Origin of the sequence: Variovorax sp. UMC13 (genome assembly GCF_014170375.1) — a bacterium.
Lineage (GTDB): Bacteria > Pseudomonadota > Gammaproteobacteria > Burkholderiales > Burkholderiaceae_C > Variovorax.
Genome location: NZ_LZZW01000018.1, coordinates 186,722 through 202,419, shown reverse-complemented (window position 1 = coordinate 202,419; position 15,698 = coordinate 186,722). Strand labels below are relative to the sequence as shown.

Here is a 15,698-nt window from a genome sequence, read left to right as displayed (position 1 = left end):
GGAGGTCAGCCGCGCAGCAGGTGCGCGGCGATGAGGTTGCGCTGGACTTCGTTGGAACCCGCGTAGATCGACGCTGCGCGGTCGTTGAGGTAGGCCGACATCGAGAACACGGCCTCCTCGGGCACGGACAGCTCGCCCTGCAGGCTGTCGGCCAGCGGCAGGTTCACCGCGGCGTAGCGGCCGGCGATCTCGATGCCCAGTTCGGTCAGCCGCTGGCGCAGTTCGGAACCCAGCACCTTGCCCATCGAGGGCCGGATGCCCGGCGGCTCGCCCTGCACCTGCGCGCGCAGGGCCTGCAGCTCGAGCGCCTCGACCGCATCGATCGCGCAATCGGCCTCGGCCAGGCGCAGCGCCATGTCGCGGGCCTCGTCGGCGTCACTGTGTGGCCACGCCGCGCGCGCCGCCGCGCGCAGGCGCCGCAGCCGTGCGCGCAGCAGCGGCGCCCAGGCATGGCCGCGCTCGTGCGCGAGCAGGTATTTCGCGATGGCCCAGCCCTGGTTCTCCTCGCCCAGCAGCGCGGACACGGGCACACGCACCTCGTCGAAGAACACCTGGTTGAGCTCGTGGTCGCCCGAGATGCTGACGATGGGGCGCACCGTGATGCCCGGCAGGTCGAGGTCGAAGCACAGGAAGCTGATGCCCTGCTGCGCCTTGCCGCCGCTGGCGGTGCGCACCAGGCAGAACATGCGGTTGGACCAGTGGGCATGGGTGGTCCAGATCTTGGTGCCGTTGATCACGTAGTGCTCGCCGTCGCGCACCGCGCGGCACTGCAGCGACGCGAGGTCGGAGCCCGCCTGCGGCTCGGAGTAGCCCTGGGCCCAGTAGTCGTCGCCATTGCGGATGCCGGGCAGCCAGCGCTGCTTCTGTGCCTCGGTGCCGAAGGCGATGATCACCGGCGCCACCATGCGCGTGCTGTTGGGCGCGAGCGGCGGTGCGTCGGCCTGCGCGAGTTCGCTCGCGAAGATGTAGTGCTGCATCGGCGTCCAGCCGGTGCCGCCATGCGCGACCGGCCAGCTGGGCACGCTCCAGCCGCGCTGCGCGAGGATGCGGTGCCAGCGGATGCCGTCGTCGTAGTCGCTGAAGATGCCGGAACAGCGCCGGCCCGCGGTGCGCAGTTCGGGCGTCAGGGCCTGGTCCAGGAAATCCCGGACCTCCTGCCTGAACCCGGCCTCGGCCGCGTCGAGTTTCCAAGCCATCGCTCGCCTCTTTTTCCACTGGATCGAAGCACGGAAGTGTTGTGCGACGAGGCCGCGCGGACCATCGTCGGAAGCGACGAATGCCTGGGTGCTGGCCTGGAAGGCAGGCCATCCTTGCCATCGTGCAGAGCCCGTCCACGACCCGCGGCGGCCCGAGGTCGAAGGCTTCGGCAGGCACCGGCTCCCGCGTCGGGTCAATGGAAAGAGTTTGTGTCACGCCATCAAATCAAATGAGAAGCGTTTGCATTTGAGATATGATCGCGGCATCGAAAGAAAAGCAGCTGGCAGCAGCTGCAGCCCTTCTCCAGAATTCAGTTTCATCGTGGGGCGACCCGAGACCCTCAAAAGTCTCCAAGGTCGTTTTTTGCTAGCCATCGGTTCTCCGGCCAGCCATGCATTTTTTCCACGTCAGATCGCACTGCGCGCGATCTCGGGCCGCTTCCCAACAGCACCTTTACCCGACCAAGGCGAGCACCGTGCCTGTCCCTGGGATGATCGGGCCCCCATGATCATTCGACCCCGCCTCCATTGGCTGCGCATGTTGTTCGTCTGGCGCGGCTCCGTGCTGCGCGACATCGCACCGCAGCTGCTCGCCACCACGGCCTTCGCCATCCTCGTCACCGTGCTCCACGGGCGCCTGTTCCAGTGGAAGATCCCGCTGACCTTCGTGCCCTTCTCGCTGATCGGCCTGACCCTGGCCATCTTCCTGGGTTTTCGCAACGGCACCAGCTACGCGCGCTACTGGGAGGCGCGCACGCTCTGGGGCAGCGTGCTCAACAACACCCGCACCCTGCTGCGCCAGGCGCTCACGCTGGCCGACGCGCCGGCCGAGGTGCAGCCTTTGGCCGCGCGGCTGATCGCCTTCGTGCATGCGCTGCGCCACCAGCTGCGCCGCACTGACCCCGCGGCCGATTTCGAGCGCCTGCTCACGCCGGAAGACCGCGCACGGCTGAAACCGTTGCTGTTCAAGCCCTCGATGCTGCTGCTGATGGCCGGCGAATGGCTGCGCGACCGGCGGCAGGCGGGCGACATCGCCCCCGCCATCGTGCCGGCCATGGACGCGCCGCTGAGCCACCTCAACGAGGCGCTGGGCGGCTGCGAGCGCATCGCGAGCACGCCGATCCCTTTCACCTACTCGGTGATCATCCACCGCACGATCTACCTCTACTGCGTGCTTCTGCCTTTCGGCCTGGTCGATTCGATCGGGCCGACCACGCCGGTGATCGTGGCCTTCATCGCCTACACCTTCTTCGCGCTCGAGGCCCTGGGCGCGGAGATCGAGGAGCCCTTCGGCACGGCCGCCAACGACCTTGCGCTGGATGCGATGTCGGCCGGCATCGAATCGACGCTGCGCGAGATGTTGGGCGAGCCGCAGCAGGCGCCCAAGCTCGACCCCGATGTGTTCATCCTGACCTGAGCCCGCCTCAGGCCGCGCGCGGCGTGAACCTGAGCGACACGCCGTTCATGCAGTAGCGCAGGCCGGTCGGCTTCGGTCCGTCCGGGAACACATGGCCGAAATGGCTGCCGCAGCGCCGGCAGTGCACTTCGGTGCGCACCATGCCGAAGGTCTTGTCCACGTTCTCGCCGACCGCGTTGGGCAGGGGCTGCCAGAAGCTCGGCCAGCCGGTCCTGCTGTCGAACTTGGTCTTGGACGAAAACGCATCCAGGTTGCAACCCGCGCAGGCGAAGATGCCTTCGCGGTGCTCGTCGTTCAGCGGGCTGGTGTAGGGGCGCTCGGTGCCCTCCTCGCGCATCACGGCGTACTGGTTGGGCGTGAGCAGCTTGCGCCACTCGGCCTCGGTGCGCGTCACCTCGAAAGTGCCCGCGGTGGCGGCCAGCGCCGGGCGCGGGTTCCATCCCAGTGCGTAGGCGATCGCCAGGCCGAGCGTCGAGCCACCTGCGACGAGCGCCGAACGTCTTCCTTGGGGGGTCATGGCAAATCCTTCAAAGAGGTCCTGTGAGATCTGAGGGTCAGACAGCCATCGGCACGGGACGACCGAGGGCTCCAGAGACGCTGTACGCAGCGCGCGGCACCTTGGACTCAGGCAGGCTTGGAAATCGTCGTATCCCGATGGGAACAACGATGCATGGCCGAGGGCGCGCGGCATCGCATTCACCGCATAGTTCGGCCCGCGCCGGCCGGGGGTTACAGCCGGGCGCGGTCGATGCGGCGGAAATTTCGGCGCGCAATGCGTAACCGAAGTCGCCCTTCGCCCGAACTCAGGGACACGGACGCCGTCCGGCTGCCAACCAACCGAAGGAAGACCTGAGATGAACAAGCCCTCGACCGCTCCTGCCGCCGTGCTCGCCCCCCGCGAGCGCTTCTCGCGCCGCATGACGCTCGGTGCCGTGGCGCTGCTGGCCGCCGCGGCCGCCTTCAAGATCGTGCCCTCGATGGCGGCGGAGAAGGCCGTCGTCATCCCGGCCCCCGCCGACGACCTCGCACCGGCCACGGCCACCGAGACCGCGGTGCTCGCCGGCGGCTGCTTCTGGGGCGTGCAGGGCGTGTTCCAGCACGTCAAGGGCGTGACCAACGCGGTCTCGGGCTACGCGGGCGGCGACGAGAAGACGGCGCGCTACGAAACCGTGGGCTCGGGCCGCACCGGCCATGCCGAGGCGGTGGCGATCACCTACGACCCGAAGCAGATCAGCTACGGCCGCATCCTGCAGATCTACTTCTCGGTGGCTCACAACCCCACCGAGCTCAACCGCCAGGGCCCCGACCGCGGCACGCAGTACCGCTCGACCGTGTTCGCGCAAAACGACGAGCAGGCCCGCGTCGCCAAGGCCTACATCGCGCAGCTCGGCCAGACCGGCAGCTTCGGCGCGCCGATCGCCACCACCATCGAGCTGCAGAAGCGCTTCTTCCCGGCCGAGGCCTACCACCAGGACTACCTGACGCTGAACCCGAACCAGCCCTACATCGTGATCAACGACCTGCCCAAGGTGGCCAACCTCCAGAAGGTGTTCCCCGAGCGCTACCGCGCCGATCCGGTGCTGGTCGGCAAGCGCGTGTCCGGCTGAAGCCATGGCCGGCAGAATGCGTCTTCGTCCATTGTTCTGGAGCCACCCATGAAAATCAGCGCCCGCAACGTTCTGCCCGGCAAGGTCGTCAAGATCGTGCGCGGCCCGGTCACGACCGAGGTCACGCTCGAGATCGCATCGGGCGTGCAGATCGTCTCGACGATCACCTCGACCTCGGCCGATTCGCTGGGCCTGGTCGAAGGCGGCCCGGCCTACGGGCTGATCAAGGCCTCGAGCGTGATGATCGGAGTGGACTGAGCGGCCCACACGACAACGACAGAGGGCCGGCAGGTCCCCGACCTGCGGCCCTCCGCATGTCGCTTCAGCGTCCCGCCTGCGCCTCGGCCTGCAGCAGCGTGTCCTCTTCGTCGCTGAACAAGCGCGAGCGCGTGAGGAAGCGCAGCCCCTCGGGCCCTTCCAGCGAGAACATCCCGCCGCGCCCCGGCACCACGTCGATGATCAGCTGCGTGTGCTGCCAGTATTCGAACTGCGGCCCGCTGATGTAGAAGGGCGCGCCATGGATCTCGCCCAGCAGCTTGTCGTGGTCGCCGATCAGGAACTCCCCCTGCGGGTAGCACATGGGCGCGCTGCCGTCGCAGCAGCCGCCCGACTGATGGAACATCACGGGCCCGTGCCTGGCCCGCACCACGTCGATCAGCGCCTCGGCGGCCGGCGTGCAGATGACGCGGCGCAGGTCCATGGTCAGAAGAACCCCATCGGCGATTCGTCGTAGCTCACCAGCAGGTTCTTGGTCTGCTGGTAGTGGTCGAGCATCATCTTGTGGTTCTCGCGGCCGATGCCCGAGGCCTTGTAGCCGCCGAAGGCCGCATGCGCCGGGTAGTGGTGGTAGCAGTTGGTCCACACCCGGCCGGCCTGGATGCCGCGGCCCATGCGGAAGGCGCGGTTCGCATCGCGGCTCCAGACGCCGGCGCCCAGCCCGTAGAGCGTGTCGTTGGCGATCTCCAGCGCCTCTTCCTCGGTCTTGAAGGTGGTCACCGACACCACCGGCCCGAAGATCTCCTCCTGGAAGATGCGCATCTTGTTGTGGCCCGCGAAGATGGTCGGCTTGACGTAGTAGCCGCCCTCCAGTTCACCCGTCAGCCGGTGGCGCTCGCCACCGGTCAGCACCTTGGCGCCCTCCTGCTTGCCGATGTCGAGGTACGACAGGATCTTCTCCAGCTGCTCGTTGGAGGCCTGCGCGCCGATCATGGTGCTCATCTCGAGCGGGCTGCCCTGCTTGATGGCTTCCACGCGCTTGACGGCCTTCTCCATGAAGCGTTAGTAGATCGACTCCTGCACCAGCGCCCGGCTCGGGCAGGTGCAGACCTCGCCCTGGTTGAGCGCGAACATCGCGAAGCCTTCCAGCGCCTTGTCGAGGAAGCTGTCGTCCTTCGCGGCCACGTCCTCGAAGAAGATGTTGGGCGACTTGCCGCCGAGCTCCAGCGTCACGGGAATGATGTTCTGGCTCGCGTACTGCATGATCAGCCGGCCGGTGGTGGTCTCGCCGGTGAACGCGATCTTGGCGATGCGATTGCTCGACGCCAGCGGCTTGCCCGCTTCGAGCCCGAAGCCGTTGACCACGTTGAGCACGCCCGGCGGCAGCAGGTCGCCGATGAGTTCCATCAGCACCAGGATCGACGCCGGCGTCTGCTCGGCCGGCTTGAGCACCACGCAGTTGCCTGCGGCCAGCGCCGGGGCCAGCTTCCACACCGCCATCAGGATCGGGAAATTCCAGGGAATGATCTGGCCCACCACGCCCAGCGGCTCGTGGAAATGGTAGGCGTAGGTCTTGCTGTCGATCTCGCTGATGCCGCCTTCCTGCGCCCGGATGCACGAGGCGAAGTAGCGGAAGTGGTCGACCGCCAGTGGCATGTCGGCCAGCGTGGTCTCGCGGATCGGCTTGCCGTTGTCCCAGGTCTCGGCCATCGCGAGCATGGGCAGGTTCTCCTCCATGCGCTGCGCGATCCTGTGGAGGATGTTCGAACGCTCGGTGGGCGAAGTCCGGCCCCAGGCGGCCTTGGCCGCATGCGCGGCGTCGAGGGCGCGCTCGACGTCTTCCGCGGTGGAGCGCGCGACCTCGCAGAACACCTTGCCGGTCACCGGCGTGATGTTCTCGAAGTACTGGCCCTTGGCCGGTGCGACCCACTGCCCGCCGATGAAGTTGTCGTAGCGCTTGCGGAACGGCACCGCGGTGCCGAATTTGCCGGGTTCCAGCATGTCCATGTGTGTGTCTCCAGATCAGTGGTTGGGTGTTGCCGCGCCGTCGCGGTGACCCATCGCTTGCAAAGCCCGTACCGCGCGATCTAGGGACTATCCCTAGCGTGCCGCCGCGCCACGCACACGCGCCCTTCTCCTCTCGTGCAGCGCACGATGCCGCATGATCCGCGGGGGCAAGCGCATTGCCTCGCGTCGCGAACTGCGACATAGTCGAACGAACATGTCGCATCGCGCGACAGGCGGCGACAAAGGAGACACCATGTCGGATGCAACGGGGCTGGTCCAGCGGACCGAACGGGCCCGCGAGCTGTTCTTCAACCAGGGCCATGTGCCGGGCGACGGGCTGGCGCCCCACATCTCGCGCTCCTGGACGCGCTCGCGCGGCGCCGGCGTCTGGGCCATGGAGGCCACGCCGCTGGGCGCCGCCGAGTTGGGCGAACGCAAGGAAGCCTCGCGCCTGCTGCTGGAGAGCGCGCAGCCCGAACTCGATGCGCTGGCCGAGCATGCGATCGGCCACGGCTGCGTGGTGATCGTCACCGACGCGGCCGGCGTGATCCTCGACGAGATCGGCAGCCCCGACTTCCTGCCCAAGGCCCAGCGCGTGGCGCTGCTGCCGGGCGTGGACTGGTCCGAGCAGCGCTGCGGCACCAACGCCATCGGCACCGTGCTGGTCGAACGCCAGCCGCTGGCGGTGCTGGGCGGCGAGCATTTCCTCTCGGGCCACGGCGGGCTCGGCTGCGCCGCAGCGCCGATCTTCACCGGCCGCGGCGAGATCGCGGGCGTGCTCGACATCTCGGGCGACGCGATCCGCATCGACGGCCACACGCTGGGCCTGGTGCGCATGGCCTCGCAGCAGATCGAGCACCGGATGATGCTGGCGCGCGCGGCCGGCGACACGGTGCGCTTCCACGCCAACGCCGCCGTGCTGGGCAGTTCGCGCGAGGGCCTGCTCACGGTCGAGGACGGCCGCGTGGTGGCCGCCAACCGGATCGCGCTAGGCCTGCTGGGCCTGTCGTGGCGCGCGGTGCTCGACCAGCCGGTCGAACAGCTGCTGGGCCGGCGCTGGCACGGCGCGGGCGGCGGCACCGCGGCCCTGACACTGCCCGGCGGGCAGCGCATCGTGCTGAGCCGCCAGGCCCGGCCCAGCCGCCCCGCGAGGCCGGCGTCCCCGCCGCCGCCCGCGGCGGCCGAGGCCCCCGAAGACGCCGCCGTGGCGCGCGCATTGCAGCAGGCGGTCAAGGTCATCGATGCGGGCGTGGCGGTGCTGGTCACCGGCGAGACCGGTGCGGGCAAGGAGGTGTTCGCCCGGCGCCTGCATGCGGCGAGCCGGCGCCGCGCGGGCCCGCTGGTGGTGGTGAACTGCGCCGCCCTGCCCGACAGCCTGATCGAGGCCGAGCTCTTCGGCTACGACGAGGGCGCCTTCACCGGCGCGCGCCGCCAGGGCACGGTCGGGCGCATCCGCGAGGCCCATGGCGGCACCTTGATGCTCGACGAGATCGGCGACATGCCGCTGCTGCTGCAGACCCGGCTGCTGCGCGTGCTGGAAGACAAGACCGTGATGCCGCTGGGCGGCGGACGCGCCACGCCGGTCGACTTCCAGCTGGTCTGCGCCACCCATCGCGACCTGGCCGCACTCGCGGCCTCGGGCCGCTTCCGCGCCGACCTGATGTTCCGCGTGAACGGCTACGAAGCGCGGCTGCCCAGCCTGCGCGAGCGCGGCGACCGGCGGGCGCTGGTCCGCCGGCTGTTCGCCGAGACCGGCGGCGATGCGAAACGGCTCACGCTCGCCGACGAGGCGCTGGCGGCGCTGTGCGCCTTTCCCTGGCCCGGCAATGTGCGCGAACTGCTGGCGGTGCTGCGCACGTTGACCGCGCTCGCGGACCCCGACACCGAGATCGGCATCGATATGCTGCCGGCGCGCATCGGCGAGGCCGCCACCGGGGCAACGGCGCTCCTGGCCGCGCATGACGAAGTGCAATCGCAGCCCCCGCCCCTGGCCGACCTGACGCAGCAGCAGATCCGCGCGGCGCTGCACGCGGCCGGCGGCAATGTCGCGCAGGCCGCGGCGCGGCTGGGCCTGCACCGCAGCACCCTCTACCGCCATCTGCGCCGACAGCAGGACGGGCGCTGAGCGCCCGGCTCAGTTGCCCGCGCGCGAGGCCACGCTGTCGCGCACCACGAGGTTCGCGCCGACCAGGATCTTCACCGCCGGTTGGCCCTCGGGCGCGCGGATCTGCTCGTCGAGCACCGTGATCGCGAGGTTGCCGATCTTGCGCTTGGACACGTCAATGGTGGTGAGCGGCGGGTCCATGGTGGCGCTCATCGGCAGGTTGTCGAAGCCCACCAGCGACAGGTCCTGCGGGATCCGGATGTTGAATTCGCGCAGCGCCTTGATGCAGCCGTAGGTGATGATGTCGTTGGTGCAGACATAGCACTCGGGCACCGCGAAGCCGCTCTTGAGCTTGGCCAGCATGTCCTGGTAGGCGCCGTCGTAGGTCGAGTCCACCGTCACGATGTCGCGCGGGCTGAAGCCCAGGCCCAGGCGCTTCATGCCGTCGACGAAGGCATCGCGCCGCATCCGGAAGTTGGCCGTCTGCACATTGCTCGCGATGAAACCGATGTGCCGAAAGCCGCGCTCGGCCAGGTGCGACAGCACCTTGTAGACCGCGTCGCCGTTGTTCATGTTGACGAAGTTGCACTCCAGCACGTCGTGGAAGGTGTCGATCACCACCAGCGGGATGCCGCAGCCCTGGAACAGCAGGATGTCCGCTTCGGTGAGCTCGGTGCCCAGCACCACCACGCCGGCCAGCGTGGTGTCGGCCAGCGAGGCCACGATGTCCTCGACCGGCTGGCCCTCGTGGCTCACCACCTCCAGCTTGTAGCCGTACTCGCTGGCCTGCAGCGACATGCCGTCGATGTAGTCGGAGATGAAGGTGTTGTGGTCGCGGTTCACCGTGTGGCCGTGCTTCGCGATCTTGAGGAAGCGCAAGGTGCCCACGCGGGCCGGCTTGGCGCCCTTCGCGCCCTTGGGCGGGCGCGGCGTGTAGTTGAGGGTCGAGGCGGCGGCCAGCACGCGCGTGCGCGTCTCCTCGGAAATGCCGCCCTTGCCGTTCATGACGAGGGAGACGGTGGCGGCGGAGACCTCCGCGATGCGGGCGATGTCCTTGACTGTGGACGACATGGGATCGTGGCCTTGGCTGGGTCCGATGCGTGGGGCGCCATCGGAAGTGAACGTTTAGTAAATTTTAGAGCAGATTCTTGGAAACAATTGCGTACAAGCATCAGGGTATGCACTCTGGAATAGACGCAGTTCGCGGCGTAAAGCAGGCAATCTTCAAGCCATGAATGCGGGTTTGCCCTAGGCATTTCGGCTTCCTGCGCGAGATTCAGTTCACTAAAGTTCGACAAGATTTTTACTGAACTTGAAGATGAAGCGCGATCCTCAGCTGCTGTTCCTGCTGGCCATCAACGTGGCGGTGCTGATCGGTGGCGCCGCCATGTCGCGCGGCGCCTTCGTCGATCCGTACAACCTGCAGTCGATGGCCGGCCAACTGCCCGAACTCGGCCTGCTCGCCATCGGCGTGATGCTGGCCATGAGCGCGGGCAACGGCGGCATCGACCTCTCGGGCATCGCGCTTGCCAACCTCGCGGGCGTCTGCTCCGCCATGCTGGTGTCGGCCTACGTCTCGGCCGACGACTCGCCCATGCTCTTCACCGTGGCTTTCGCCGCGGCGGCGATTATCGTTGGGCTCCTCGGCGGCCTGTTCAACGGCCTGCTGATCGCCAAGCTCGGCCTCACGCCCATCCTGTGCACGCTGGGCACGCAGCTGCTGTTCACCGGCCTGGCGGTGGCGCTGTCGGGCGGCCCCTCGGTGCGCGTGGGCAGCGCCGACCCGCTGATGGAAATCGGCAGCGGCCTGCTGCTGGGCGTGCCGATCTCCTTCCTGATCTTCTGCGCGATCACGCTGCTGATCGGCGCCACGCTCAAGTTCAGCCCCTTCGGCATCCGGCTGTTCCTCATGGGCACCAACCCCAAGGCCGCGCGCTACGCGGGCTTCGCGCAGACCCGGCTGCTGCTCACCACCTACGGCCTGGCCGGCACGCTGGCCGGCGTGGCGGGCGTGCTGATCGCCTCGCGCAACGTGAACGTCAAGTGGGACTACGGCCAGTCCTACCTGCTGATCGCGATCCTGATCACCGTGATGGCCGGCGTGAAGCCCGAAGGCGGCTACGGCCGCATGACCTGCCTGTTCCTGTCGGCGACCGCGCTGCAGCTGCTCTCCAGCATGCTGAATTTCGCCGACCTCTCCAACTTCTTCCGCGACTGCGCCTGGGGCCTGCTGCTGCTCGTCTTCCTGGCCATCGGTCGCTACGACATCGGCAGCCTGTTCCGGCTGCCGGGTCGCGCCGGCACCTCGTCGTCGCAGCTCCCTCCTGCGCCGAAGCATCCGTCCTGAGGGCTTTCCTTTCCCTTTTCCACTGGAGACAGACAACATGAAGATCACCTGCGTCAAGACATCGTTGATCGGTGCCGCCCTCCTCGCCAGCGTCGGCGTGCTCAATGCACAGGACAAGCCGGTCATCGCGACCGTCGTGAAGATCGCCGGCATCCCATGGTTCAACCGCATGGACGTCGGCGTGAAGGAATTCGCCGCCAGCACGCCCAGCGTGGTGGCCAGCCAGAGCGGCCCCGCGACCTCCGATGCGGCGCAGCAGCTGAAGATCATCGACGACCTGGTGGCGCGCAAGGTGAACGCGCTGGCCGTGGTGCCGATGGACCCGGCGGTGATCGAGGGCGTGCTCAAGCGCGCGATGGACCGCGGCATCGTCGTCGTGACGCACGAGGCCGACAACCAGAAGAACACCAACGCCAACATCGAGGCCTTCGACAACGCCGCCTACGGCACCGCCTTGAACGAGAAGCTCGCCGCCTGCATGGGCCAGAAGGGCAAGTGGACCTCCTTCGTCGGCTCGCTGGGCAGCCGCACCCACCTGCAATGGGTCGATGCCGGCGCGCAGAACGCCAAGAAGTACGCCGGCATGACGCTGGTCGACGCGAAGAACGAATCCTTCGACGACGCCAACAAGACCTACGAGAAGGCCAAGGAAATCCTGCGCAAGCACCCCGACCTCAAGGGCTTCCAGAGCTCGGCCGGCAACGACGTGCTGGGCATCGGCCGCGCGATCGAGGAAGCCGGCCTGCAGGGCAAGGTCTGCCTGGTCGGCACCGGCCTGCCCAACCCCTCGGCCAAGCTGCTCGAGTCGGGCGCCATCAGCGCGATCGGCTTCTGGGACCCGAAGGACGCGGGCATCGCGATGAACAAGGCCGCGATGCTGCTGCTCGAGAAGAAGCCGCTGACCGACGGCATCGACCTGGGCGTCAAGGGCTACGAGAAGGTGCGCGTGGCCAAGGGTCCGGGCAAGGGCCTGCTGCTGACCGGCAACGCCATGGTGATCGTCGACAAGGCCACCTACAAGCCCTACATGTTCTGACCTGAAGCCTGCGCAGGGGCCCGGCCGGGCCCCTGTGCCGCGCTTTCCGCTTCTCTTCACGCACCGCTCTGAGGTTCCCGCATGCCTGCCGTCCAGAACCGGCCCGACGCCCCCAGCGCGCGCGGGTCGACGCCCGCCCCCGCCTTCCTGGAAGTCCGCGGCATCCACAAGCGCTTCGGCGGCGTGCACGCGCTGCGCGGCGTCGCCTTCTCGATCGAGCGCGGCGAGATCTACCACCTGCTCGGCGAGAACGGCTGCGGCAAGAGCACGATCATCAAGATCATCTCCGGCGCCCAGCCGCCCGACGAGGGCACGATCCGGCTCGAGGGCGTCGACCACGCCGCGCTCACGCCGATCACCTCGCTGGCCGCCGGCATCGAGACGGTCTACCAGGACCTCTCCCTGATTCCCAACATGACGGTGGCCGAGAACGTCGCCCTGTCCGAACAACTGGTGCGCGCCAACGGCCGCCTCGCGCGCCGGCTCGACCCTGCCGCGCTGCACGCGACCGCGCGCCGCGCGCTGCAGGCGGTCGACCTTCCGAGCACCGACGCCTTCCTCGACACCGTGGTGGCCGACCTGCCGCTGGCGGTGCGCCAGCTGGTGGCCATCGCGCGCGCCATCGCCACCCAGGCCAAGCTGGTCATCATGGACGAGCCCACCACCTCGCTGACGCGGCGCGAGGTCGACAACCTGGTGCGCGTGGTCGCGGGCCTGCAGCGCGACCACGTGGCCGTGCTGTTCGTGACCCACAAGCTCGACGAGTGCTACCGCATCGGCGGCCAGGCGATCGTCTTCCGCGACGGCCAGTGCGTGGCGCAGGGCCCGATCCGCGACTACAGCAAGACCGACCTGAGCCAGCTCATGACCGGCAAGACCATCGACGGCAGCCGCTACCGCACCGGCCGGCCGACCGACACCGAGCTGCTGCGTCTCGAGGGCTTCGGCCGCGGCGAGCAGTTCCGCGGCGTCGACCTGTCGCTGGCGCGCGGCGAGGTGCTGGGCATCACCGGCCTGATGGACTCGGGCCGCAACGAGCTCGGCCTGGCGATCGCGGGCGTGCTCGCGGCCACCGCCGGCACCATGCGGCTCGACGGCCAGACCGTGCACCTGGCGCAGCCCTCCGACGCCATCGACCACGGCATCGGCTACGTGCCCGAGGACCGGCTGGCCGAAGGCCTGTTCCTCGACAAGCCCATCCTCTCGAACATGGTGGCGCTGGTGCTCGACCGGCTGCGCAGCCGCCTGGGCCTGCTCGACCAGCGCAAGGCGCGCGGCATCGCGCAGGGCCTGGTCGACGAGCTGCGCATCGCCACGCCCAACGTCGACCTGCCGGTGCAGTCGCTGTCGGGCGGCAACCAGCAGCGCGTGCTGATCGGCCGCTGGCTCACGATCGCGCCGCGCCTGCTGGTGCTGCACGGGCCCACCGTGGGCGTCGACATCGGCTCGAAGGACACCATCTACCGCACGATCCAGGCGCTGGCCGAGAAGGGCATGGCGCTGATCGTGATCAGCGACGACCTGCCCGAACTGCTGCAGAACTGCGACCGCATCCTGGTCATGCGCCACGGCGAGGTCGCCGCCAGCTTCGACGCCGCGAGCGCGCGCGAGGAAGCGCTCTACGACGCCATGACCGCCAGCGGCGCGCCCGCGGCATCGCACAAGCCCCCCGAGGAGACTTTGTCTTGAACGCCCCCAGCACCGTCGTGCCCGTCCCCACCGCCGCCGCGCCCAACCTGTCCCGGGGTGACCGGCTCAAGCGCCGCCTCGAACGCCGGCCCGAGCTGTTCACGCTGTTCCTGCTGGTGAGCCTGTGCGCCGTGGTCGGTGCCATCAACCCGAGCTTCTTCCAGGCCTCGGCGCTGTTCGACATCGCGCGCTCCAGCGTGGTGATCGGGCTGTTCGCGCTGGGCGTGTTCGTGATCCTGGCCGCGGGCGGGATCGACGTGTCCTTCACCGCCATCGCCGCGCTGTCGATGTACTCGGTGACGCAGCTCATCGTCACCTACTTCCCCGGCGCGCCGCTGGTGCTGGTGTTCCTCGCGGCCGCGCTGGGCGGCGGGCTGCTGGGGCTGATCAACGGCTTCCTGGTGCACGCGCTGCGCGCGCCCTCGCTGATCGTGACCATCGGCACGCAGTACCTGTTCCGCGGCTTCCTGCTGACCTTCATCGGCACGGTCTGGGTCACCTCGCTGCCCGAGCAGATGGACAGCTTCGGCAAGCTCGCGCTGATCGAGCGCAGCACCGACGGCGCGCGCGCCGTGCTGCCGGTGTTCTTCCTCGCGCTGCCGATCGTGGCCGGCCTGACCTGGTGGATCCTCAACAAGACGCTGATGGGTCGCGCGATCTTCGCCACAGGCGGCAGCCGCGCCGTGGCCGAGCGCCTGGGCTACAACCTGCGCGCCGTGCACCTGTTCATCTTCGCCTACACCGGCGCGCTGGCCGGCCTGGCCGGGATCATCCACGTCTGCAGCAACCGGCTGGCCAACCCCTTCGACCTGGTCGGCATGGAGATCGACGTGATCGCGGCCGTGGTGCTGGGCGGCGCGCGCATCACCGGCGGCACGGGCACGGTCACCGGCACGCTGCTGGGCGTGTTCCTGGTCGTGGCCATCAACAACGTGCTGATCATGACCGGCATCCCCAGCACCTGGCAGCGCGTCGTGGTCGGCGCCTTCATCCTGGTCGCGGGCGCCTTCTTCGCGATCCGCCGCCGCTGACCCTCCCTTCGCACCCGCACCCCCTCAAGGAGAAACACACATGAAGAAATTCCTCAACCAGGCCGAGGACTTCGTCGACGAGATGCTCGACGGCATCTACGCCGCGCACCCGAAGCAGGTCGGCTTCGTGGCCAACGACCGCCGCTGCCTGGTCGCGACCACGCCCCGCGCGCAGGGCAAGGTCGGCCTGGCCACCGGCGGCGGCTCGGGCCACCTGCCGCTGTTCCTGGGCTACGTGGGCGCCGGCCTGCTCGACGGCGCGGCCGTGGGCGGCGTCTTCCAGTCGCCCAGCGCCGACCAGATGTTCGAGGTCACCAAGGCCATCGACCAGGGCGCGGGCGTGCTCTATATCTACGGCAACTACACCGGCGACATCCTGAACTTCGACATGGCCACCGAGATGGCCGAGATCGAGGACATCCGCGTGCTGTCGGTGGTGGGCAACGACGACGCCGCCTCGTCGGTGGTCGGCGAGGAACACAAGCGCCGCGGCGTCGCGGGCATCTTCTTCGTCTACAAGGCCGCGGGCGCGGCCGCCGCCGAGGGCATGTCGCTGGACGAGGTCAAGCGCGTGGCCGAGAAGGCCAAGGCCCAGACCCGCACCATGGGCGTCGCGTTGAGCCCCTGCATCGTGCCCGAGGTCGGCCACGCGACCTTCTCGCTGGGCAAGGACGAGATGGAGATCGGCATGGGCATCCATGGCGAACCCGGCATCCGCCGCGGCCCGCTGCAGTCGGCCGACCTGGTGGTCGAGGAGATGATGCGCCCGCTGCTGGCCGAACTGTCGCTGGCCAGCGGCGACGAGGTCACGGTGCTGGTGAACGGATTGGGCGCGACGCCGCAGGAAGAGCTCTACATCCTGTTCCGCAAGGTCTCGCAGGTCCTGAAGGAGCGCGGGGTCTCGGTGTTCCACGCCTATGTCGGCGAATTCGCGACCGCGATGGAAATGGCCGGCGCCTCGATCTCGCTGCTGCGCATGGACGAGGAGCTCAAGCGCCTGGTCGCCGCGCCCGCGTCCTCGCCCTTCTTCGTCCAGCCCCAGCTCTGA

At 68.6% G+C, this 15,698-nt stretch carries 13 protein-coding genes and 1 pseudogene; 9 read left to right on the top strand and 5 right to left on the bottom strand.

Annotated features, from left to right (window positions below; genetic code table 11):
• Positions 1-5: 5 nt before the first annotated feature.
• Positions 6-1,196: an acyl-CoA dehydrogenase family protein gene (locus A9977_RS15720; protein ID WP_183025791.1), complete on the bottom strand. Its 1,191-nt coding sequence runs from the start codon at positions 1,194-1,196 to the stop codon at positions 6-8.
• A gap of 505 nt (positions 1,197-1,701) precedes the next feature.
• Here A9977_RS15720 and A9977_RS15715 point away from each other — a divergent pair.
• Positions 1,702-2,613, top strand: coding sequence for a bestrophin family protein (locus A9977_RS15715; RefSeq protein WP_183025790.1), 912 nt, complete (start codon positions 1,702-1,704; stop codon positions 2,611-2,613).
• 7 nt (positions 2,614-2,620) lie between these two features.
• On the opposite strand, the gene msrB is transcribed toward A9977_RS15715, so the two are convergent.
• Complete coding sequence (gene msrB / locus A9977_RS15710; protein ID WP_183025789.1) at positions 2,621-3,130, bottom strand: peptide-methionine (R)-S-oxide reductase MsrB; 510 nt, start codon at positions 3,128-3,130, stop codon at positions 2,621-2,623.
• Positions 3,131-3,530: 400 nt separating this feature from the next.
• Between msrB and msrA the strand changes: the two genes are divergently transcribed.
• Positions 3,531-4,220 carry a peptide-methionine (S)-S-oxide reductase MsrA gene (msrA, locus tag A9977_RS15705; RefSeq protein WP_220811846.1) on the top strand — a complete coding sequence of 230 codons (690 nt, stop codon included), beginning with the start codon at positions 3,531-3,533 and terminating at the stop codon, positions 4,218-4,220.
• A 48-nt stretch (positions 4,221-4,268) separates the two neighbouring features.
• The gene (locus A9977_RS15700; RefSeq protein WP_183025787.1) at positions 4,269-4,478 is read left to right on the top strand and encodes a molybdopterin-binding protein; all 210 of its coding nucleotides are present in this window, start codon (positions 4,269-4,271) and stop codon (positions 4,476-4,478) included.
• 64 nt (positions 4,479-4,542) lie between these two features.
• On the opposite strand, the gene A9977_RS15695 is transcribed toward A9977_RS15700, so the two are convergent.
• Positions 4,543-4,920 (bottom strand): DUF779 domain-containing protein, encoded by a 378-nt coding sequence (locus tag A9977_RS15695; protein ID WP_183025786.1) that lies wholly within the window; start codon positions 4,918-4,920, stop codon positions 4,543-4,545.
• Positions 4,921-4,922: 2 nt separating this feature from the next.
• A pseudogene (gene adh, locus A9977_RS15690) lies at positions 4,923-6,443 on the bottom strand (aldehyde dehydrogenase).
• Between the two features lie 253 nt (positions 6,444-6,696).
• Here adh and A9977_RS15685 point away from each other — a divergent pair.
• The gene (locus A9977_RS15685) at positions 6,697-8,568 is read left to right on the top strand and encodes a sigma-54-dependent Fis family transcriptional regulator (protein ID WP_183025785.1); all 1,872 of its coding nucleotides are present in this window, start codon (positions 6,697-6,699) and stop codon (positions 8,566-8,568) included.
• 9 nt (positions 8,569-8,577) lie between these two features.
• On the opposite strand, the gene A9977_RS15680 is transcribed toward A9977_RS15685, so the two are convergent.
• Positions 8,578-9,618, bottom strand: coding sequence for a LacI family DNA-binding transcriptional regulator (locus A9977_RS15680; RefSeq protein ID WP_183025784.1), 1,041 nt, complete (start codon positions 9,616-9,618; stop codon positions 8,578-8,580).
• Positions 9,619-9,865: 247 nt separating this feature from the next.
• Between A9977_RS15680 and A9977_RS15675 the strand changes: the two genes are divergently transcribed.
• The 5 genes from A9977_RS15675 (at position 9,866) to A9977_RS15655 (ending at position 15,698) form a co-directional block, all read left to right on the top strand.
• Complete coding sequence (locus A9977_RS15675; RefSeq protein WP_183025783.1) at positions 9,866-10,894, top strand: ABC transporter permease; 1,029 nt, start codon at positions 9,866-9,868, stop codon at positions 10,892-10,894.
• Positions 10,895-10,931: 37 nt separating this feature from the next.
• The gene (locus tag A9977_RS15670; protein ID WP_183025782.1) at positions 10,932-11,930 is read left to right on the top strand and encodes a substrate-binding domain-containing protein; all 999 of its coding nucleotides are present in this window, start codon (positions 10,932-10,934) and stop codon (positions 11,928-11,930) included.
• Positions 11,931-12,011: 81 nt separating this feature from the next.
• Positions 12,012-13,619 (top strand): sugar ABC transporter ATP-binding protein, encoded by a 1,608-nt coding sequence (locus A9977_RS15665; RefSeq protein ID WP_183025781.1) that lies wholly within the window; start codon positions 12,012-12,014, stop codon positions 13,617-13,619.
• Positions 13,616-14,650 (top strand): ABC transporter permease, encoded by a 1,035-nt coding sequence (locus A9977_RS15660; RefSeq protein WP_220811816.1) that lies wholly within the window; start codon positions 13,616-13,618, stop codon positions 14,648-14,650. The genes A9977_RS15665 and A9977_RS15660 overlap by 4 nt, the downstream gene beginning before the upstream one ends.
• A gap of 40 nt (positions 14,651-14,690) precedes the next feature.
• Entirely contained in the window at positions 14,691-15,698 is a 1,008-nt protein-coding gene (locus A9977_RS15655) for a dihydroxyacetone kinase subunit DhaK (RefSeq protein ID WP_183025780.1), read from the top strand.